This window comes from Paenibacillus lutrae, assembly GCF_009757775.1.
Classification (GTDB): domain Bacteria; phylum Bacillota; class Bacilli; order Paenibacillales; family NBRC-103111; genus Paenibacillus_F; species Paenibacillus_F lutrae.
In genome coordinates this window covers 382,828-403,017 of sequence record NZ_RHLK01000001.1, presented here as the reverse complement: position 1 = coordinate 403,017, position 20,190 = coordinate 382,828, and the positions used below count along the sequence as shown (strand labels likewise).

18 protein-coding genes are annotated in these 20,190 nt (G+C 45.8%); 12 read left to right on the top strand and 6 right to left on the bottom strand.

The window, feature by feature from the left end:
• Window positions 1-114: 114 nt before the first annotated feature.
• The 4 genes from EDM21_RS01570 (at window position 115) to ppsA (ending at window position 7,037) form a co-directional block, all read left to right on the top strand.
• Window positions 115-429: an ArsR/SmtB family transcription factor gene (locus EDM21_RS01570; RefSeq protein ID WP_157332265.1), complete on the top strand. Its 315-nt coding sequence runs from the start codon at window positions 115-117 to the stop codon at window positions 427-429.
• A gap of 69 nt (window positions 430-498) precedes the next feature.
• A complete protein-coding gene (locus tag EDM21_RS01565; RefSeq protein WP_157332263.1) occupies window positions 499-1,842 on the top strand; it encodes an MATE family efflux transporter in 1,344 nt (447 codons plus the stop codon).
• Between the two features lie 28 nt (window positions 1,843-1,870).
• Window positions 1,871-4,198 carry a bifunctional glutamate--cysteine ligase GshA/glutathione synthetase GshB gene (gene gshAB, locus EDM21_RS01560; RefSeq protein ID WP_157332261.1) on the top strand — a complete coding sequence of 776 codons (2,328 nt, stop codon included), beginning with the start codon at window positions 1,871-1,873 and terminating at the stop codon, window positions 4,196-4,198.
• Between the two features lie 223 nt (window positions 4,199-4,421).
• Entirely contained in the window at window positions 4,422-7,037 is a 2,616-nt protein-coding gene (ppsA, locus tag EDM21_RS01555; RefSeq protein ID WP_157332259.1) for a phosphoenolpyruvate synthase, read from the top strand.
• 249 nt (window positions 7,038-7,286) lie between these two features.
• Here the strand turns inward: ppsA and EDM21_RS01550 are convergent, their stop codons facing one another.
• The 5 genes from EDM21_RS01550 to EDM21_RS01525 all read right to left on the bottom strand — a co-directional run bounded on the left by EDM21_RS01550 (window position 7,287) and on the right by EDM21_RS01525 (window position 13,274).
• Window positions 7,287-7,916 carry an ABC-2 transporter permease gene (locus tag EDM21_RS01550; RefSeq protein ID WP_157332257.1) on the bottom strand — a complete coding sequence of 210 codons (630 nt, stop codon included), beginning with the start codon at window positions 7,914-7,916 and terminating at the stop codon, window positions 7,287-7,289.
• A complete protein-coding gene (locus EDM21_RS01545; RefSeq protein WP_157332255.1) occupies window positions 7,909-8,775 on the bottom strand; it encodes an ABC transporter ATP-binding protein in 867 nt (288 codons plus the stop codon). Before EDM21_RS01545 ends, EDM21_RS01550 begins: the two co-directional genes overlap by 8 nt.
• Window positions 8,772-9,155, bottom strand: a complete 384-nt coding sequence (locus EDM21_RS01540) for a GntR family transcriptional regulator (RefSeq protein ID WP_157332253.1) — start codon at window positions 9,153-9,155, stop codon at window positions 8,772-8,774. The genes EDM21_RS01545 and EDM21_RS01540 overlap by 4 nt, the downstream gene beginning before the upstream one ends.
• Before the next feature lie 1,034 nt (window positions 9,156-10,189).
• Window positions 10,190-12,628 (bottom strand): MMPL family transporter, encoded by a 2,439-nt coding sequence (locus EDM21_RS01530; RefSeq protein WP_157332251.1) that lies wholly within the window; start codon window positions 12,626-12,628, stop codon window positions 10,190-10,192.
• A gap of 28 nt (window positions 12,629-12,656) precedes the next feature.
• Complete coding sequence (locus EDM21_RS01525; RefSeq protein WP_235917971.1) at window positions 12,657-13,274, bottom strand: TetR/AcrR family transcriptional regulator; 618 nt, start codon at window positions 13,272-13,274, stop codon at window positions 12,657-12,659.
• A gap of 378 nt (window positions 13,275-13,652) precedes the next feature.
• Here EDM21_RS01525 and EDM21_RS01520 point away from each other — a divergent pair, with 378 nt between their 5' ends.
• Window positions 13,653-14,009 (top strand): winged helix-turn-helix transcriptional regulator, encoded by a 357-nt coding sequence (locus EDM21_RS01520; RefSeq protein WP_157332247.1) that lies wholly within the window; start codon window positions 13,653-13,655, stop codon window positions 14,007-14,009.
• 77 nt (window positions 14,010-14,086) lie between these two features.
• Here EDM21_RS01520 and EDM21_RS01515 read toward each other — a convergent pair whose 3' ends face one another.
• Window positions 14,087-14,647 carry an NAD(P)H-dependent oxidoreductase gene (locus EDM21_RS01515; RefSeq protein ID WP_157332245.1) on the bottom strand — a complete coding sequence of 187 codons (561 nt, stop codon included), beginning with the start codon at window positions 14,645-14,647 and terminating at the stop codon, window positions 14,087-14,089.
• Between the two features lie 192 nt (window positions 14,648-14,839).
• Between EDM21_RS01515 and EDM21_RS01510 the strand changes: the two genes are divergently transcribed.
• The 7 genes from EDM21_RS01510 to EDM21_RS01480 all read left to right on the top strand — a co-directional run bounded on the left by EDM21_RS01510 (window position 14,840) and on the right by EDM21_RS01480 (window position 20,064).
• Window positions 14,840-15,727 (top strand): LysR substrate-binding domain-containing protein, encoded by an 888-nt coding sequence (locus EDM21_RS01510; RefSeq protein ID WP_166541791.1) that lies wholly within the window; start codon window positions 14,840-14,842, stop codon window positions 15,725-15,727.
• A gap of 90 nt (window positions 15,728-15,817) precedes the next feature.
• Window positions 15,818-16,255: a rhodanese-like domain-containing protein gene (locus tag EDM21_RS01505; protein WP_157332241.1), complete on the top strand. Its 438-nt coding sequence runs from the start codon at window positions 15,818-15,820 to the stop codon at window positions 16,253-16,255.
• Between the two features lie 5 nt (window positions 16,256-16,260).
• Window positions 16,261-17,079, top strand: coding sequence for a M55 family metallopeptidase (locus EDM21_RS01500; protein ID WP_157332239.1), 819 nt, complete (start codon window positions 16,261-16,263; stop codon window positions 17,077-17,079).
• Between the two features lie 222 nt (window positions 17,080-17,301).
• On the top strand, window positions 17,302-17,631 hold the full coding sequence (locus tag EDM21_RS01495; protein ID WP_157332237.1) for a PadR family transcriptional regulator: 330 nt from the start codon (window positions 17,302-17,304) through the stop codon (window positions 17,629-17,631).
• A 14-nt stretch (window positions 17,632-17,645) separates the two neighbouring features.
• Window positions 17,646-18,512 carry a pentapeptide repeat-containing protein gene (locus EDM21_RS01490; protein ID WP_157332235.1) on the top strand — a complete coding sequence of 289 codons (867 nt, stop codon included), beginning with the start codon at window positions 17,646-17,648 and terminating at the stop codon, window positions 18,510-18,512.
• Between the two features lie 13 nt (window positions 18,513-18,525).
• Window positions 18,526-19,296 (top strand): ABC transporter ATP-binding protein, encoded by a 771-nt coding sequence (locus EDM21_RS01485; RefSeq protein WP_157332233.1) that lies wholly within the window; start codon window positions 18,526-18,528, stop codon window positions 19,294-19,296.
• Window positions 19,297-20,064 (top strand): ABC transporter permease, encoded by a 768-nt coding sequence (locus tag EDM21_RS01480; protein WP_157332232.1) that lies wholly within the window; start codon window positions 19,297-19,299, stop codon window positions 20,062-20,064. It abuts the gene before it with no gap.
• Window positions 20,065-20,190: the final 126 nt, after the last annotated feature.

The window sequence follows — 20,190 nt, the reverse complement described above, 5'->3', positions numbered from 1 at the left end:
AAAGTCACTATTTGATAGGGTATACCAATCAAAAAAGTGGATGATTGACGCGCTTGTAATGACTTGCTATGATGGATGTATCAAAATAATTTGATGGGAGGTTGAGGTGACACCATGAAGGTCCCTCTTATAGAAGAAGAAGTTCTAAACCTGTATGAACAAAAGTTCAAAGCCCTGTCTGATAAGAATCGGCTGAGGATCATCTATGAATTAAATCAGCGCGGTAAAGTATGTGTATGTGACCTGACAGACATGCTGGAACTGCCTCAATCGAAACTGTCCTATCATCTAAAAATGCTGCTTGATGCAAACTTGATACTTATGGAACGTGTCGGGAAATGGAACTATTATGAATTGAACGATGAAGAGATCAAGGGACTCTTATCCGAAAAGCTATGCTGCGTTTTCTATCCTTCTACAAATAACTAATTTTTTTGACTGATACATCAAATAAAATTGATGAATGGAGAGCCTTCAGTAAAAAGGAGCAACAAGATCATGAAGGGCACAAATGATTTAACCCAGGGACCTATTATGTCTACATTAGTAAGATTGACTATGCCCATCATTGCGACCAATTTTATATCGACAACCTATGGTCTTGTGGATATGATTTGGGTCGGAAGGCTGGGAAGCGGTCCCGTTGCTGCGATTGGCACGGCAAGCTTTTTCATTAATTTAGCGGTCGCTCTATCAACCATGATAACGATTGGCACTGGAATTAAGGTTGCACATTGTATGGGATCCGGTCAGGTCGAAGGAGCCAAGTCATATGTGAAGAACGGATTTATAATGTCTGTGGTGTTAGGGTTGCTCTACATGGTTTTTATCATTTTAACCCGGGACTGGCTTATAGGTTTCTTCGATCTTGGAAGTGAAGAAGTTGAGAGGATGACCAAGCAATTTTTATTGATCTCGATAGCAGGCACCGTATTTTCAATCCCTAACACGTTGTATGCTGCCATTTTGAATGCGATGGGGAACAGCAAGCAGCCGTTTTATATTTTCTCAGCGGGTCTTATTTTGAATATCATTCTTGATCCCTTATTCATCTTTGGAGCAGGCGATTTTGAAGGCTGGGGAGTTGCCGGGGCCGCTATCGCTACACTAACCGCCAATCTGCTAGTAACCTTCCTGTTTGTAATAAAAACAAAAAAATTAGAATTTCTCTCTAAACCATCGGTATGCAGTATCCGTCTTATGAAAGAAGTTATCCGATTGGGAATTCCGATCTCGATTCAACGGGTCACTTTTACAATCATTTCGATCCTGATGGCTAAGATCATCATCGGCTGGGGAGCAGAAGCCATCGCGGTTCAAAAGGTGGGCATTCAAATTGAATCAATCTCCTATATGACGATAGGGGGTCTACAAGGAGCTATCGCAGCCTTTTTTGGACAAAATTACGGAGCGCGGCGATTGGACCGGATTCAGCAGGGGTACCGGAAAGCCTTGCTATTGACCTCCTTATTCGGTACTTTCATTTCGCTCGTATTCATTTTATTTCCTCAGCAGCTCTTTTCGCTGTTTCTATCTGATGCTGCGAGCCTGAAGCTGGGGACGGATTATATGCGAATTATCGGTTTCTCCCAATTGTTTATGTGTATGGAACTGATGACAGTAGGTGCATTTAATGGGATTGGTAAAACACATATTCCGCCGATGTTCAGCATTTTATTTACGGTGTTAAGGATACCGTTGGCTTTGCTCTTGTCTGAGCCGTTTGGTTTAAATGGAGTTTGGATGTCAATTGCGCTAAGCAGTGTAATTAAGGGCATCATTTTGGTCATTTGGTTTAGAAAGTCTATGCGTAATATCCAGATTACACCTGCTATTTCTTAATGAACCCGAATAAAGGACGGTCATAAACATGAATTTGTTAAATCGTGAACTTTTACAGGTTGTCATAGACAATGGACTTCAGAATGATCTGCTTCGAGGCCTTTTTGGTTTGGAAAAGGAGAATGTACGAGTCGATCCAGACGGGAAACTTGCCCTGACACCTCACCCCAAAGCTTTTGGAAGCAAGACGGAAAATCCTTATATTCAGACTGATTTCTCAGAGAGTCAAATCGAGATGATAACCCCCGCCCTTGATTCGATTGAAGCGACGTATCACTTCATGGAAGCCTTACATGACATTGTGTCTGTCGAATTGAAAGGAGAATATTTGTGGCCAAGCAGCAATCCTCCCATGCTGCCCGAAGAGAAGGAAATTCCGATTGCCCGAATGAGTGACCCCATCGCGGATAGCTATCGAGGTGTATTGGCGGATAAGTATGGTCGAAAGAGACAGCTTTTAAGCGGAATTCACTATAATTTTTCGTTCGATGAGAAATTTCTTACAAGACTCTATGCTATCCAGGAGCAGCATAAAGACTATAAGGAGTTTAAAGATGCGATTTATTTTAAAGTAACCCGTAACTTGCTCAGGTACCGTTGGCTGCTCATCTATTTAACAGGAGCAAGTCCTGTTTTTGATAATACTTATATGGAAAAATGTGTTCGTTTAGCCGATTCCCATGATAATAAGAGTTATTATTTTCCGATCATGAATTCCCTGCGAAACAGTGTATGCGGCTACCGCAACGAAAAATCTTATTATGTTTCATTTAACTCGGCCAATGAGTATGTTCATGATTTAAACCGGTTGATCCAGCAGAATGAATTGCTGAGCGTGAAGGAATTTTACAGTCCCATTCGCTTAAAAACCTCGAAGGGGATCAACCTCTGCCAAGAGCTTGTGGAAGATGGAGTAGCATACTTGGAGCTTCGATTTATTGATATCAATCCACTTCATAAGATAGGAATAAGCAAAGAAATGATGCACTTTATTCATTTGTTTATTCTCTTTATGGTGTTTAAAGCAGATGAATCCTTCGATGAGGAAGATCAGAGAATAGCTAACATCAACCAGGATCAGATGATCATGGAAGGGATAAAAGGCTATTTAAACGAGCCTGAATATAGTCAGTTTACTATGGAAGAAATGGCACTTGCTTTTATCGAGAAGATGAAGGAAATGGTGCAGCTCTTGTTTCCGGGGAACGAGGATTATGGTCAGATCCTGGACGGTGAAAAGCAGAAGATTCTTCACGCTGAGTTAAATGTCGCCTCAATAGTGAAGACGGAGATTCATCAATCATCCTATTTGACTTACCATTTGGAAAAGGCAAAAAAATACGCCCGGCAGAGTAGTCAAAACGGATACCGGTTTGCAGGATATGAGGATCTCGAATTGTCAACGCAACTCCTCTTAAAGGCAGCGGTCAAACGAGGCATACGGTTTAAATTGGTGGATCGGGAAGAGAATTTTGTCTTACTTTCACAAGGTAATCATAGAGAGTATGTGAAACAGGCTACAAAAACTTCCCTGGACTCTTATAGTACGGTGTTAATTATGGAGAATAAGGTTGTGACGAAAGACGTTCTCAAACAACATGGGATTCGTGTGCCGTCAGGAAAAGCGTTCCAAAGTTTGGAAGAAGCTATGTTTGCCTACGAAACATATCGCGGTACTCCCATTGTAATAAAGCCGAAATCAACCAATTTTGGGCTGGGCATAACGATATTTAATCAAGAATATTCCAGAGAGGAAATGGAAAAAGCGTTTAGAATAGCTTTTACTCACGATGGGACAGTCCTTCTTGAGGAATTTATGACAGGAAGGGAATATCGCTTTCTAGTTATGGGAGATGAGGTCGTAGGAATTCTGCATCGTGTCCCTGCAAATGTAGTCGGAGACGGAATCCATACGATCGAGCAGCTTGTTCATACGAAGAATAAAGACCCGCTCAGAGGCAAAGGGTATAAGACTCCCCTTGAGAAAATTCAGTTAGGGGAAGCCGAAGAAATGTTTTTGAAGAATCACGGTATGAGCTGGAACGATAGACCCCCAGCAGGGAAAATCATCTATCTCAGAGAAAATTCGAACATTAGTACAGGAGGAGACAGTATCGATCTAACGGATGAGATACCGGACAGCTATAAGGAACTTGCCATTCAATCCGCTAAAGCTGCAGGGGCGGCCATATGCGGGGTGGATATGATGATTGATTCAATAGAGGAAGAAGCAGGCGATACCAATTACAGCATTATAGAACTCAATTTCAATCCAGCGATTCATATTCACTGCTACCCTTTTACCGGAAAGAATAGAAGAGCCGATGAAAAGATTCTGGATTTATTGTTTGGTTAGCCGTGAAGAGATTGTTGATGCGAGTAAGATAGCGGGAATAAAAAAAGAACCTGGTATTCCACCAGGTTCTTTAAATTGCATATAGACAGACAGAATGATATAATCAAATCATTAATACTTATGGACTCTAAGACATAGGTAATACATCCTACAATTTAATTGTACCACCCCGGTAAACTCTTGTCAAATGTTTTCTCAATTTAATGGTTAGGAGAGATGTTGAATGAGTTCGTTGGTTCTCGGATTTCAAGAAATCGACAAAACGCAGCTTATGCTCGTCGGGGGAAAAGGGGTAAATTTAGCGGAATTATCAAAAATCGAAGGGATACAAGTACCAGAAGGATTTTGTGTTACAACCGTGGGATATGCAAAAGCCGTTGAAAAAAACGAAATGTACCATGTACTGCTTAATCGACTTACCATGCTAAAAGTAGAAGATCGAGAACAAATTGGTGAAATCAGCAGGAAGATCCGGCAGCTCATTATGGAAGCCGGAATTCCTTCCGATGTTGTGAACGCAGTTACTGACAATCTCTGCAGGTTTGGTGAGGAACATGCTTATGCCGTGCGTTCTAGCGCGACTGCTGAAGATTTGCCGCATGCCTCTTTTGCAGGTCAACAAGACACCTATTTAAATATCATTGGCATTGAAGCCATCTTGCAGCATATCAGCAAATGTTGGGCTTCCCTGTTTACGGATCGCGCAGTAATCTACCGGATGCAGAACGGATTTGACCATAAACAAGTTTATTTATCCGTTATCGTTCAAAAGATGGTTTTCCCGCAGGCTTCCGGAGTTTTATTTACCGCAGATCCGATTACTTCCAGCCGTAAGCTGCTATCCATCGATGCCGGTTTTGGACTTGGAGAAGCTCTGGTTTCTGGTTTGGTATCCGCCGATGGTTATAAAGTACAGGAAGAGGAAATTGTCGATAAGAGGATAGCAGCCAAGAAATTGGCCATTTTTGGACGAAAAGAAGGCGGAACAGAGACGCGGCAGATCGATCCTGATCAGCAAATGACTGAAACACTTACTAAAGAGCAAATTCTACAGTTAGCACGCCTGGGAAGGCAGATCGAAGCTTATTTCGGCCAGCCGCAAGATATCGAATGGTGTTTGGCCGATAATACTTTTTATATGGTCCAGAGTCGGCCGATCACGACTTTATATCCGATCCCCGAAGCGGATGATCATGAAAACCATGTTTACGTATCCGTCGGTCATCAACAAATGATGACGGATCCCATAAAACCGCTGGGTTTGTCTTTTTACCTGTTAACGACTCCTGCACCCATGCGTAAAGCTGGTGGAAGGCTGTTTGTTGATGTTACTTCTATGCTGGCCTCATCTGTGGGCAGAGAAACTTTATTAAATACTCTGGGACAATCCGATCCGCTCATCAAAGACGCGCTTATGACCATCATCGAGCGAGGAGATTTTATAAAAACGTTATCCCCTGATAAACTATCCCCCAGTCCCGATGAAAGCACTAAAGGCATGCCGCCTGAAGGCGTTCAAGCTCAATTCGACAACCAAACGACTATTGTTTCTGATTATATTAAGCGTAGTCAAACATCGATAGAAGAGTTAAAGCATAACATCCAGGCGAAATCAGGATCGGATTTATTTGATTTTATCCTTGAAGATCTCCAGCAATTAAAGAAAATAATATTTGACCGGCAATGCCTGGGTGTGATTATGGCCGCTATGGGTGCTTCAACATGGATTAATGAAAAAATGAAGGAGTGGCTGGGTGAGAAAAACGCAGCAGATACGCTTACTCAATCTGTACCGGGCAACATTACTTCGGAAATGGGTCTGGCGCTACTAGATGTCGCTGATGTGATTCGTGCCTTTCCGGAAGTTATAAATTATCTGCAGCATGAACAAGACGACAGCTTTCTGGATGAACTGGTTAAGCTGAATGGCGGACAGGAGACGCAAGACGCGATCCGTGCTTATCTCGACAAGTACGGGATGCGATGTGCCGGAGAAATCGATATCACCAAAGCCCGTTGGAGCGAAAAACCAACTACACTTGTCCCCTTGATTCTCAGCAACATCAAAAATTTGGAGCCCAATGCCAGCAAACGGAAATTCGAGCAGGGGCGACAGGAAGCCTGGAACAAAGAACAAGAGCTGCTAGAGCGATTAAAGCACTTACCGGACGGGGAACAAAAAGCCCAGGAAACCAAACAAAGGATCGACCTGATCCGAAATTTCAGCGGGTTTAGGGAATACCCCAAATACGGCATGATTAATCGCTATTTCGTTTATAAGCTGGCTTTACGGAGAGAAGCCGAACAACTCCTGCAAGCGGGCGTTATTCATGAAAGAGAAGATATCTACTATCTCACTTTTGAAGAACTTCGCGAAGTCGTACGCACAAATCAACTGGATTACCGGATCATCAGCAAACGAAAAGACGAGTACACATTTTATGACAAGCTGACTCCGCCACGTGTTATCACATCAGATGGCGAAATCATTGCGGGGGAGTACAAAAGAGAAAATCTCCCGGCCAATGCTCTTGCCGGTTTGCCTGTTTCTTCCGGAGTTATAGAGGGTCGGGCGCGTGTCATCTTAAACATGGAAGAGGCTAACCTGGAAGATGGAGATATATTAGTCACCTCATTTACTGATCCTAGCTGGACGCCGCTCTTTGTATCGATACAAGGCCTCGTTACTGAAGTCGGCGGACTGATGACCCATGGAGCCGTTATCGCACGTGAATATGGCTTGCCGGCAGTTGTCGGAGTGGAGCATGCTACCAAGCTGATCAAAGATGGGCAGCGAATTCGCGTGAATGGAACAGATGGGTATATCGAAATATTGTAAGAGCTGAATGCGTCAAGTGTGAGCCGCTCTCATTATGAAATGGGCGACTTTACTTGACTTAGCGGAACAGCCTGCCGAGGAAAGAATGTTGATAAGTAGGGGATGATTTTCGGCAAGATATGTAAAGTCTTTCCAGATGAAATGAAAAGCACCGATTAGGTGCTTTTTGTTATTCCAGCTTGGTATTCGCGCATTATTGCGTCTAACTACCGGCAATAGTCTCTAAGAGCACTTAGTGATTACGGCCTCCTACAGGTCCTTTCTAGTAAACAGATTAATCGTTATATAATAGGAAGCCACGCATAACAATAAGATCCCGAACAGGATAAGATATAACGCCGGGTCACTGCCGAAGCTCTTCCCGTTAATCATATTCATAAAAACCGCTACAGGCTGAGCCAGTCCAAGTAGGAGGATAAAGAAGACGCCGTTGATAATAGAGGTTCCTTTTTTACTAAGTGCGTAGAAGAGCGGCAAATAGACACAAGTTATCATAAGCACTATGCATGCCGGAACCAGTATATCCATGATGGTATAGTCTGGCTTATTAAGCTTCACGAATGTTAGTTTAACGAGCCAGTGTATCCCGTAAGAAGCAAGGACTGCAAAAAGGGTATACATGATGGCCGTTATGTATTTGGCTTGAACGATATGTTTGCGTGTAATGGGCAGGGTGACGAGAAATTTATGGTTATTATTCTTGATATCGATCATCGTCCCGTGATTAATTAAGGCAAATGCGGTATAGATCCCGACAAGGTGAATAGACGAGGAAAGTTTGGGTATAAAAGCGGCACTGAATACAGCCAGAAACAGGAGACCCATCCAAAGTGAGCTTTTTAAAGCGATGAATTCTTTATAAAGCAGGTGATTAAGCATGAACACGTCCTCCCTTGGCGGTGAAATACATGATATCTTCTAAGGATGGTTTGTCAAAAACAACATAATTGCCAAATAACCGTTCGGATTCCTGCCTATTATCTACTAAACCTTCAAAACCAACAGCCGTTTCGCGAATCCCGATAAATTTGTTTCGAATATCGGAATCGAGCAGTTGTGAATCGCCTTTGACGATTGCGTATCTCTCGAGCAAGTCATCTTTCGCTTCATTGAATACAAGTTTTCCGCGATTGATGAAAGCGATGTAGTCGGCAATGCGATCTAAATCTGTTGTGATATGAGTAGAAAAGATAATCGAGTTCCTCTCGTTCTGCATGATATCCCCAAGTAAATCGAGCATTTCCCTTCGAAACACAGGATCAAGGCCAGAGGTAGGTTCATCCATGATTAAGAGCTCGGGCTCAAATGAAAAGGCTACGGCCAGGGAAAACTTGACTTTCATCCCTTTGGATAAATCCCCAATCTTCTTCTTGGGAGACAACTCAAATTGTTCAAGATAGCGGTTAAACTTTTCTTCGTTCCACTTCTTATAAAAGGGTGCGATCATCCTCTTCGAGTCAAGAATCGTAAGATGTTCATAATAGAAGCAGTCATCCGACACGATACCCACACGCTGCTTAATGTCCACTTCTTCTTTAGGCATATCGCAGCCTAATATTTTGACGCTCCCGGAGTCAGGACGTATCATGCCGAGCATCATCTTGATCAAGGTGCTTTTACCAACGCCATTGGGACCAATGAGTCCGGTAATGTAGCCTTGTTTCACATCCAAAGATACATGATCGACAGTAAACTCCGGGTATATTTTCGTCAGATTACGTAATTCTATGGCATTCATGGTGTCTCTTCCTCCTCGGACAATACGGTCAGATGGTTGATTAAATCTTGTTGACTCATATTCAATTCCCTGCTTTCTCGAATGATGTCTATCATTTTCTCTTCAAGTCGTTTCATGCGCTGCTCCCGAATAAAATCTTTATTGGCTCCGGATACGAAAGAACCTTTACCTATGACAGAATCGATCAATTTCTCTTTCTCCAACTCTTCATAAGCACGCTTGGTTGTAATTACGCTTACTTGCAAATCCTTGGCCAGCTGCCTAATGGAGGGGAGGCTGTCACCTGCTCGCAATTCACCGCTCAGAATGCTCTGTCTAATCTGGTTCAAAATCTGCATGTAGATCGGATCGCCTGATGCGTTGGATATAATAATGTTCATGTCTAACCTCACTGCCGTCAATAGAGTAACTACTGTATATACATAATATATACAATATTTATTTATGCGTCAACCGGTCATTTCGGACACACATACCACCGCTCGATTTTAATTTAATAATTGAATTTACTTATAAAGAAAGTTTATTTGGATTTTAAATAGCGCTGTTCTGTAAAATATACATGAAGCAGAGACCGGGAGAGAGTTTGTTAACTACGTTTGTAACTAAGGAGAACTAAAGGAGAGATTATGACTTATAACGAGGTTGTTACAATTGCGGATAATCATTTACTTCCATTAGTATCGAAGGATACGCGTTAGAAGGCTATGAAATCAGGTTAATCGAAGCACATGAAGGTGGGCGGAATGTCGCTTATAACTGTGAGAAGGAGGGCGCTGGTGCAAAAATCATCAGAATTACCTTCTTACATGACAGGAGCCGGGAAGATTTTCTGGGCGAAGTTGAATATATAAGGTATTTATTCGAGCATGGCGGCAGTGTCGCAAATGTGATCGGCTCCTTAAAGGGGAATTTGCTGGAAGAGATAACTTATAATAATCACACTTTTTTTGTCTGCTTGTTTGAAATGGCCAGAGGAAAAATGCTCGCTGAAAATCATTACCGGTATCGGGAAGGAGTTCCTATTACGCAATACTATTATAACAGCGGTAAAGTCCTGCGAGACGAGGATCGAAAATCCGATGTTGGATAAATTGCCATTGTTTATCCAAGTAGTCCTCATGGAAAATATAGTAGATTCATTCGAGGTGATGCGAAACAATGGAGAAGAGCCCGATTGCGATGAGGAGCTGTCGTATCGCATTAAATGTCTGGAGGATGATATCCCGTATATGGGATTTTTCCATGAGATTTACTCGTGAGAAGAACCATTTGAGTATTAGAAGCGAAATATGTAATCTTAGCATTCATTAAAGGTGGAATCTTCGACTGAACACAAAAAAGGAGAGCTTCGGACATTGTCCGCAGGCTCTCCTTTTTGTGTTTCAGGGGGCAGGCATTTATGCCTGTCTTTTTAACTCTTGTCTCCGTTCTCGGCATGAAGCTTGGCGATCAGCTTGTCGCCTTCGACATCGAGGTTCGGAAGCAATCGGTCCAGCCATTTCGGAAGCCACCAGGCTTTGTCGCCAAAAACCGACATGATGGCCGGAACGAGTGTCATTCGTATGATGAATGCATCGATCAGGATGCCGAACGCAAGCGCGAAACCGATTTGTTTGATCATGGCATCAGGTGCGAAAATAAAACCGGCGAAGACAGAAACCATGATTACGCCTGCGGCAAGTACGACGCGGCTGGCGAGATCGTAGCCGTGAATGACGCTTTCGTTGCCATGGCGCCCGTGAACGTAAGCCTCGCGCATGGAACTCACCAGGAAAACCTGATAGTCCATCGCCAGTCCGTACAGAATGCCGGTAACTAGAATCGGCATAAAACTGAGCAGTGGTCCTCCAGTGTCAAAACCGAAGAGGGAGTGGAGCCACCCCCACTGGTAGACGGCAGTAGTCAGGCCGAAAGTAGCCAGGACGCTGAGAATAAAGCCAACTGTCGCTTTGATCGGAACGATGATCGAACGGAAAACGAGCAGCAAGATGATCAGCGACAGAATCACAATGATGCCAATATACATAGGGAAGGCCTCGGAAAGCTTGGAGGACATATCAATGTTGATGGCTGTAAATCCGGTCACGCCAAGCGTAACATTATTCGCCGATGCAAAGTTCGAACCCGGATCACGCAGATCCTGCACCAGATCTCTAGTTTTCGTATCCGTCGGACCGGTTTTCGGGATCAGACTGATAATGGCTAAATCTCCGGTCTCGTTGAAGCCCATTGGAGACACAAGCGTAACGTTATCATGCATTTGCAGCTCCTGAACCAGTTTGCCTAGCGTTTCCGGAGAAATTTTGTCGGACTCTTTTGTCGCCTCGGCTACCAGAAGCAGCGGTCCGTTGAAACCTTCGCCGAAGCCTTTGGATATGATGTCATAGCTTTGGCGTGCCGGGGTATCCAGGTTGGCCGAGGCGCCGGACGGAATTCCCAGCTCCATTTTCGTTACCGGAATCGCCGCCGTTCCAAGAACCAGGATCACCATAATAATGATGGCCCAGCGGTATTTGACTGTGGTGCGCGCCCAGCGGTGTGAAAACCCGTTGAGAGCCTTCTTTCCGGAAGCTGCGTTATTCGCGCGGGCCTTGGATGTACAGATCCGTTCGCCGACCAGACCGAGCAGCGCAGGCAGCAGAGTCAGCGCGAGCAGGACGGTGATCAGAACGCTCACAGCGGCTACCAGAGCCATGGTCGACAAAAATCCAATCCCGATGACCAACATACCGCACAGGGCGATAATAACGGTCAGACCGGCAAAAAATACAGCGCTGCCTGCGGTACCAACCGCCCGGCCTGTCGCTTCATGGGCGCTTAATCTCTCATCGAGAATCAACCGCCGTTGCCGGTTCACGATAAACAGCGAGTAATCGATTCCGACCGCCAGACCGATCATGACGGCGAGAATTGGGGTAATATCATTCATCTGGATGATACTGGAAAGTGCGAATGAACCACCGACGCTGATCGCGACGCCTAGGAGCGCGGTAATCAGCGGCAGCCCGGCGGCAACGACCGAGCCCAGCGTAATAAACAGAACAACCGCGGCAACGGCAACACCGATTGCTTCCGTTGAACCGATGGATGGCGTGCTCTTGAGCGAATCGCTTGGAATCGCTGTGATGCCCGATCCTGCCTGCTCGACTTCGCTCACGGCTTTGATGACGTTATCCGGTACGGAAGCGGGCAGGGATGTCTGCTGAACGGTGAACTGGAACTGGAACAGGGCGATACTGCCGTCGGCAGAAAGCATAACGCCGGGAACCGGAACGCCCTCAGCGAAGAGCGGACCGTAAGGAACGGCCTGTCCTGCCACACCTGCTTGTCCAACCGCTTGTCCTGCAGCGCCTGCTTGACCAGCCGTTTGTCCTGCAGCGCCTGCTTGACCAGCCGTTTGTCCTGCGGCGCCTGCTTGTCCAGCCGTTTGTCCTGCGGCGCCTGCTTGTCCAGCCGCTTGTCCGGCCGCCCCTGCTTGTCCTGCAGCGGCTGACGAATCCGCAGCGGCTTTGGCGGCCAGTTCGGCGGGGTTGATGATATAGTCCATGTTGTAGACATCATTGATAGCTTTCAGAATTAATGCGATCCGCTGCGGAGTGTCAAGACGTTCTCCGGCGGGCGCGGTAAAGGCTACACTAGCCTGGCCGCCGGCAGCGGCTGGAAGTTCCTCAGCCAGCATATCGAGCACTTTTTGCGATTCCGTGCCTTCGATTTTCATTTCAGAGCTGGATTGGATGCCATTGGCGCCGAGCAAGGCACCTACAACACCAAGGATGACGATCCATGGCAAGAGGAAATACCACGGTTTAGAATAAGCCGATTTTCCCAATCGGTACAGAAAAGTAGACATCAGATGGTTCTCCTTTTTTATCTCTGAATTAGAAGCCGTTGTGCAAATAACCAAACATAGAATTCAAATACTGATCGAATGACATGGCACCCGAGCGATCATCTGGCGCTTCACCCGGCAGCAGGACGTTCAACCGACCGTCAAGAATAGGCACGAACGCTCCGTAAACGGCACCGGCAAGAAGATGGGTGTATCCCTCGCTATATCGTCCATGGGAGAATTTTTCGAGCACTTCTTGCGCGGCCATTTGCAGGCGGCGGAATACGCTGAGAATATAAGGTTCTAGCGACGGATACTGATTCGCAAGCGATACGAACTGCCGTAGTTTATACAGAAACTCCGAGGTAAACTGCATTTTGAGCAAGCTGTACAGCGCATCGAGAGGGGTTGCATCCGGGGGCAGATCCGCAAACAGCAGCGTCTCATCTTCATTGGAGGCACTGCCAATAAAATAGGCCGCTACCGCCTCTTCTTTGCACGAGAAGTAATTGGCAAAGGTCCGCCGGGAGAAGCCGGCCTGCTGGACAACGTCTTCGACGATAAAGCCGTCCATGCCTTGCTCAAGCGCGAGCTTAAAGGCGGCTTCAGCCAGAGCATGGGCGGTGGCTTCCTTTTTCTTGTCGCGCAATGTCGGCTTAGGGTTCAAGTTACATGCGCCCTCCTTTCTAAAGTTCATTTACAAAGAGCGGAATTTCATCCAATACATCATATTATTACCCAATGGGCAAAAATGCACAATGGGAAATTTGTTGCGATGTTGTGAACTTTAATCATTCCGTCCTCCGGAAACCCTTCAAGTGGAAGGAGACACTAGTGATCTCAAGAAACTTGTCTGACTGCTAGATTTTATAAAAGAAGCCGCAGGAGCTTAAAAGCGGGAAAGCAGTATGCAAAATGTGCAGCGTTGTATAATTTTAATGTAATATCATTCAACTTATCTATAATATAAAGAAAGAAGTCTGATTCTAGAAGCCAAGCGAAGAGTAGTTCAGAAGCGAGCGTAAAGAAATGGAGAGTGAATGTAATGAGCGATACCTGCGTTCCGAGCGGAGTGCGACTCAATGACACCGGATTTGGATATACATTGTCCATTGTGGGCGGTAAATATAAAATGATCATTATGTATTGGCTATCAGAAAATAAAGTTATGCGGTTTAACGAACTAAAGCGATGCATCGGTTCGATCACCTTTAAAACCCTCAGTATCATGTTGAAAGAAATGGTCGCAGACGGGATTGTTATACGCGAGGAATTCCCTCAAGTACCTCCAAAGGTTGAGTACTCATTATCTGAACGCGGTTTATCCCTGATGCCGCTTCTGAATATGATGTGCGAGTGGGGGGAGAAAAACATGGCGCCGAAGAATCGGGTACAGCCATAGGCATTGCCCTGGGGAATGTAAAAGAAGTATTTCCCTATGGAGGAAATACTTTATTGTTAGAGAGCGTTATAGGCAGCTTACATATTATCGATAAATCTTAAATAATTCTGCGCGCTATTGATCAATTCGCTATCCGTTTGTTCACTTACCGAACCCGGCACATTTTCGCCTGCCTTGTCTTCTTTCCCGTAAACCGCAAAAAGCGAACGATAATTTGCTTCACAATATTGAAAAGTCGTCTCGAAAGAAACCAACATTTGCTCAAGCGTATATCGGTATCTTCCTTGTTCGCTATAGTTTTCTTTTTTGATACCTGCCGAAACACCGAGTGCAACTTTGCGGTTCTTTAATTTGTCGCCTGTGGAACCATAAGCCCAGCCATAGGATAGTACATCGTCAAGCCATTTTTTTAAGAGTGAGGGACAATTAAACCAATGAATAGGGAACTGAAAGACAAGGTTGCCATGTGATTCTATTAATTTTTGTTCCTTTTCTATGTCAATATTCCCATCGGGGTAAACCTTATTTAATTCGTGAACCGTATACTTGTCGGGATATTTTTGTAATTCCTCTGTCCACAGTTTGTTTATTACAGACGTTTCTAAGTTAGGATGTGCCACGATAACAAGAGTTCTCATATGAATTTTCCTCCTTCTTAATAATTTGAGTATAAAAAAAATAATTCAATGATGTAAGTACGCACTTTTATTACAGGTACTGTTGTAAAGGTAAGTGTTAATTCATTTCAACTGAATCGTAAAATCTGCATTTGCCGTAATCTTGAGAACATGATAAAGTGTCTGGAACTTATGCGAATCGAGGCGGTAACCGTGGAACTGACTTATTTGAAAACCTTTCGTGAAGTGGCAAAATGGGGGAGCTACACTAAGGCAGCGGAAGCTCTGGGATATGCGCAGTCGAGCATCACGACGCAGATTCAGAGGCTGGAAGAGTCTTACGGGACCACATTATTGGAACGTTACGGTAGAAGCATGAAGTTGACAATGGCTGGGGAAGCGCTCCTGCAATACGCCAATGAGATTCACAGGCTCCATGAAGAATCTAAAGAAGTTGTAGCGAAACAATCCAAGGGAACACTCTCCATCGGCACGATTGAGACGTTAGCGGCCTTTTACCTGCCACAGCATCTGCAAGCATTTCGACGCGATTATCCGGACGTGAACGTTGTCATTCAGCCGGGAAACGAGCCATACATTGTCGAGTCGGTCAAAGAAGGGGAGCTGGACGTCGGAATCATTCTCGATCCTCCGTTTAAAGATCCGGAACTTAACAGCAGCATCTTGCGAGAAGAAACACTGGTCATTATTACGAATCCGGAGCATAAATTCAGCGGTCTAAGCGAAATCCATGTTGAAGATCTGGAGAGCGAATCGCTGATCTTGACCGAGGATGGCTGTACCTATCGGGCCCTGCTGCTCAAGGTATTGAAAGCGAACCAAGTGAATTTCAGTCTATCCTACCAATTCGGTAATTTGGAAGCGATTAAGCAATGTGTAACCTACGGTCTGGGAATTGCCCTGTTGCCCCGAATAGCGGTTGCGGAAGAAATCCGTAAAGCCCAAATCATCGCGATTCCTTTTGTTCATCCTGAATTCAAGTTCTACACCCAGTTGATTTACTCCAATAAAAAGTGGAAGTCAAAGGCGTTTCTTGGTTTCTTGGAACTTATCAGCAGCGTCAATTATCAAAATGATTGATGGAATGTATAGAATTCTATCGATAACTCCGGTGTCTGTGATCGTGCTATATTGATTTCAAGAATAAGACACCCACTGGAGGTAACCCAAATGACAGCTCAAACACGCTTTTCACTCGTACTCGAAACACCTGCCGCTTCACCGGAGCAAACTCATCGGCACTATATGAACAAACTTTCCGTGGAAACGGACGTCTCTGACGTAAAATACGACATGCAGCACGGCCTCAATGAATTTCTGCTTATTGACGTTCGAAGCGCCCAAGCGTATGGGGAGTGCCACGTACCCGGCTCGATTAACCTTCCTTCCAATCTGATTAGCGCCGAGACGACCGCGGGTTTTTCCAAAGATCAAGTCATCATAGTCTATTGTTGGGGACCTGCTTGTAATGGCGGGACCAAAGGAGCAGCCCGTTTATCCGGTCTCGGTTTCAAAGTTAAAGAAATGCTTGGAGGCATCGAGTACTGGCGTAAGGAAGGAAACGACGTAGAAGGCACGCAGGGACATTCAGCTTGCATGATCGGTTAAGAATCATGAAAATATACATTTCAGCGGACATGGAAGGGATCACGGGTGTTACGAATCCTGATTTCCTTCTGCCGGGCGAGCCGAATTATGAATATGGACGTAGACTCATGGAACATGACGTTAACGCTGTAATCGAGGCCGCCCTGGAAGGAGGGGCAACTGAAATCATCGTTGCCGACAGCCATTCTTCCGGCAATAACCTCCGATTGGATCATTTGCATCCCGCGGCGACGTTAATTTCGGGTATTCCCCGGGACAACTATATGATGTCCGGTCTAACTTCCGACTTCGCGGCTGTTTTCTTTGTAGGGTATCATGCCAGGCATGGAATGCCTGGCGTTCTGAGCCATGCGTATTGGTTCAAGAATATAACTGTCAATGGCGTGGAAGTCGGAGAGATCGGATTTAATGCGATATACGCTGGCTTGCTGGGCGTCCCGGTGGCTCTCGTTACCGGAGACGACCAGGCTTCGGAAGAGACGAAGCGAATTATTCCGGATGCAGTGACTGGCATAGTCAAGCATTCACTGTCCAGAACATCTGCGATTTGCCTATCGCTGCAGCAGAGCCGTAAAGAACTCACGGCAAGAACCAAAGAAGCGATGGGGAAAATCGATCAACTCGCGCCGTTTCAAGTCAAATTGCCGGTTGAAGTAAACATCGAATTCATGCACAGCGGTCAGGCGGAAATGGCTTCATGCGTACCCGGTGCACGCAGACTTCCAAACGGTACTATAATCGCTTACGAAGCCGAAGATGCGATAACGTATTATCGTACGATGGAGATCATGGCTTCATTAGCGAATACGACTAGGTTTTTTTGAATCAGCGGGCACCTGAGCGGGTGCCCTTTATTTTCGCCGTAAAAGAGTCGCATAGATGCGGCTTTTTTTGTTTTAACGATACATGTTCCTAGGAGGATTGTTTTCAATGATGAGACTGCTTTTTATGAATGCAGGAAGTATTTTAGACAAAGTATTATAACAAAAACACTACCTTGACAGTCATAGTAATATGCCGTATTATGCTGATAGAGGGGTGATTGCATGAGCGAGAACAAAATCACATCCGACCTGCTGCGCGGACATACGGATACGATGATTTTACGGCTCTTGTCCGAAACTGATCATTACGGTTATGAGATTGTCAAGCTGATTGCCGAACGATCGGACGGCGAGTATGAATTAAAGGAAGCCACGATGTACTCCAGCTTCCGGAGGCTTGAAGCAGACGGCGACATCGAGTGGTATTGGGGCGATGAATCACAGGGCGGACGGCGCAAATATTTTAGGATTACCGAAAGGGGCAAGGAAACTTACGCCCGCAACAAAAGCAATTGGGAGTATGCAAAACGCGTATTAGAAAATTTATTATAAGGAGATTTGATGGAATGAATCAGAAATTGACGGATTATCTGAACAGCGTGTTTATGCCATACAGCGGAGTTAAAAGCGTTACCGAATTAAAGGCCGACCTGCTCTCCGATCTGCAGGAGCGATACCGTGAACTCCAAGCTGATGGCAAGGATGATGAAACGGCATTTAAGATAACCATTGAAAGTATCGGTGACATCGAACAAACAATCCTGGAGGTCGCCAATCTCTCCCGTTCGCTGGAACGGCAAGTCGTGATCAACTTTAGCGCAAGCAACCTGGCAGAGAGTGATTTTGCAGGCGTTACGGCCCACAAAGGTCAGTTTAACGGCAGCGCCTTGCACGGTTCCGACTTTTCGGGCGCAGATTTGACCGGCAGTTCGTTCAAGAGCAGCGATGTACGCGAAGCCAATTTTGACGGTGCTAATCTGACGGACTGCAGCCTGTCCACACTTGACCTGTCAAATGCAAGCTTCAATAAGACGATCCTTGTACGAACCAATTTCAGCAAATCGGGTCTTGATGGAGCCAAATTCACATGCGTAAGACTAACCGACGTTTCGTTAACGATGACCGATCTTAGAAAAACGATTTTTGAAGGTTGTTTATTTGATGGGGTTGACTTCAAGCACTCCGATCTTAGCGGGCAGTGTTTTGACCGACAGACATTTACCGGCGTTAAGTTTGAAAAAGCGGCATTAACCGGCGTTTCATTCAAGGGAGCTGTCTTTAAAAATGTTTCCTTCCAGCCTGGGTTTACCTTCACCAAGAAGTACTTTCGTATGATCAAAACCATCTGCTTTGACGGCGCAACAATGGATAAACTGACCTATGCCGCTCTTAAAGGAATGGAAGCCGATTTGTCAAAAGTTACCGTCATTTAAGGGAGGGAATCCGATGCAAACCGTGCAAACCAAGGCCATTCAAGTAAAAGGACTGCAAAAATCCTACAAGCAGCTCCAAGTGCTGAAGGGCGTAGATTTCGAGGTGGAAAAGGGGAGTATATTCGCCCTCCTCGGCTCCAACGGAGCGGGCAAGACAACGGTTGTCAAGATCCTCAGCACACTGCTCAAACCAGACGGCGGAACCGCCTCCATCAACGGATTCGATGTTTTGTCAAAACCCGATCACGTGCGGCATGCGATAAGTCTGACGGGGCAATTTGCCGCCGTGGATGAAATTTTGACGGGACGGGAAAATCTGGTCATGATTGCCAGGCTGAGATATCTTAATCATCCGCGCCAGGTTGCGGACGATTTGTTACGCCGCTTCGGCCTGACAGACGCTGCTGATCGCAGAGTATCTACTTACTCAGGCGGTATGCGCCGCAGGCTGGACATTGCCTTGAGTCTTGCGGGAAGTCCGCAAATCATTTTTCTGGATGAGCCGACAACCGGGCTTGACCCCGAGTCACGGATTGAGGTTTGGAAGATTGTCAAGGAGCTTGCCGACGGCGGGACGACCGTACTTCTCACCACACAATATTTGGAGGAGGCCGAGCAGCTTGCGGACCGGATTGCTATTCTGCACGAAGGCAGGATTATCGCAGGCGGCACACTCCAGGAGCTAAAAAAACTGATCCCGTCCGCAAAGACGGAGTATGTTGAAAAACAACCGACATTAGAGGAAATCTTCCTCGCCATCGTCGGCAGACAGGGGGGAAAGTAAATGGAGGCGTTAAAGAAGCATTATTTTAGCGATCTGGGCGTTATGCTAGGACGTTCCATGCGCCATATTTCCCGCAGTATGGACACGATCGTCACAGTCACCCTTATGCCGATCGCGATGATGTTGCTGTTTGTTTACGTGTTCGGAGGTGCAATTCAAACCGGAACGGATAATTATGTGAATTACCTGTTGCCCGGTATACTACTTATTGCTATTGCCAGCGGTGTATCCTACACGTCCTTCCGCCTGTTTACCGATGTGCAGCGGGGCATATTCGAGCGGTTTCATTCCATGCCGATATCACGTTCCACCTTACTGTGGGGGCATGTACTAACCTCGCTGGTATCCAACGCCATATCGGTTGGCGTCATCATCCTCGTCGCACTCGTCATGGGCTTTCGTTCGTCAGCGGGAGTGCTGCCATGGCTTGGCGTAGCCGGCATACTCATGCTGTTTACACTGGCGTTAACGTGGGTTGCGGCGATTGCGGGGCTGTCCGCCAAATCAGTGGATGGCGCAAGCGCCTTTTCCTACCCGATAATCTTCCTTCCTTTTATCAGCTCCGCATTTGTGCCAACCGAGTCGATGCCGGCCGCCGTTCGCGTCTTTGCCGAAAACCAGCCGGTGACCTCAATCGTAGAAGCCATCCGTGCGCTGCTGTCGGCTCAGCCGGTGGGCAATGATATATGGGCTGCTCTTATATGGTGTATGGGGATTTTGATTGTGGCTTATATCTTGGCGATGAGAGTGTATAAAAAGCGGGTATGAAGAAGCGGCGACTAGATCGAGGACTAGTTTAAAGGGAATCTATCGGGGTTTTCCAGCAGCAAACACAACCCGATAAGGAGGCCATCCCCCAAGTAAACCGATACTTGAGGGGTAGTCTTTTTTATC

Bases quoted from the DNA above. Each gene is read 5' to 3' on its own strand.
- EDM21_RS01570 (WP_157332265.1), top strand. From the start codon at position 115: ATGAAGGTCCCTCTTATAGAAGAAGAAGTTCTAAACCTGTATGAACAA.
- EDM21_RS01565 (WP_157332263.1), top strand. From the start codon at position 499: ATGAAGGGCACAAATGATTTAACCCAGGGACCTATTATGTCTACATTA.
- gshAB (WP_157332261.1), top strand. From the start codon at position 1,871: ATGAATTTGTTAAATCGTGAACTTTTACAGGTTGTCATAGACAATGGA.
- ppsA (WP_157332259.1), top strand. From the start codon at position 4,422: ATGAGTTCGTTGGTTCTCGGATTTCAAGAAATCGACAAAACGCAGCTT.
- EDM21_RS01550 (WP_157332257.1), bottom strand. From the start codon at position 7,916: ATGCTTAATCACCTGCTTTATAAAGAATTCATCGCTTTAAAAAGCTCA.
- EDM21_RS01545 (WP_157332255.1), bottom strand. From the start codon at position 8,775: ATGAATGCCATAGAATTACGTAATCTGACGAAAATATACCCGGAGTTT.
- EDM21_RS01540 (WP_157332253.1), bottom strand. From the start codon at position 9,155: ATGAACATTATTATATCCAACGCATCAGGCGATCCGATCTACATGCAG.
- EDM21_RS01530 (WP_157332251.1), bottom strand. From the start codon at position 12,628: ATGTCTACTTTTCTGTACCGATTGGGAAAATCGGCTTATTCTAAACCG.
- EDM21_RS01520 (WP_157332247.1), top strand. From the start codon at position 13,653: ATGAGCGATACCTGCGTTCCGAGCGGAGTGCGACTCAATGACACCGGA.
- EDM21_RS01515 (WP_157332245.1), bottom strand. From the start codon at position 14,647: ATGAGAACTCTTGTTATCGTGGCACATCCTAACTTAGAAACGTCTGTA.
- EDM21_RS01505 (WP_157332241.1), top strand. From the start codon at position 15,818: ATGACAGCTCAAACACGCTTTTCACTCGTACTCGAAACACCTGCCGCT.
- EDM21_RS01500 (WP_157332239.1), top strand. From the start codon at position 16,261: ATGAAAATATACATTTCAGCGGACATGGAAGGGATCACGGGTGTTACG.
- EDM21_RS01495 (WP_157332237.1), top strand. From the start codon at position 17,302: ATGAGCGAGAACAAAATCACATCCGACCTGCTGCGCGGACATACGGAT.
- EDM21_RS01490 (WP_157332235.1), top strand. From the start codon at position 17,646: ATGAATCAGAAATTGACGGATTATCTGAACAGCGTGTTTATGCCATAC.
- EDM21_RS01485 (WP_157332233.1), top strand. From the start codon at position 18,526: ATGCAAACCGTGCAAACCAAGGCCATTCAAGTAAAAGGACTGCAAAAA.
- EDM21_RS01480 (WP_157332232.1), top strand. From the start codon at position 19,297: ATGGAGGCGTTAAAGAAGCATTATTTTAGCGATCTGGGCGTTATGCTA.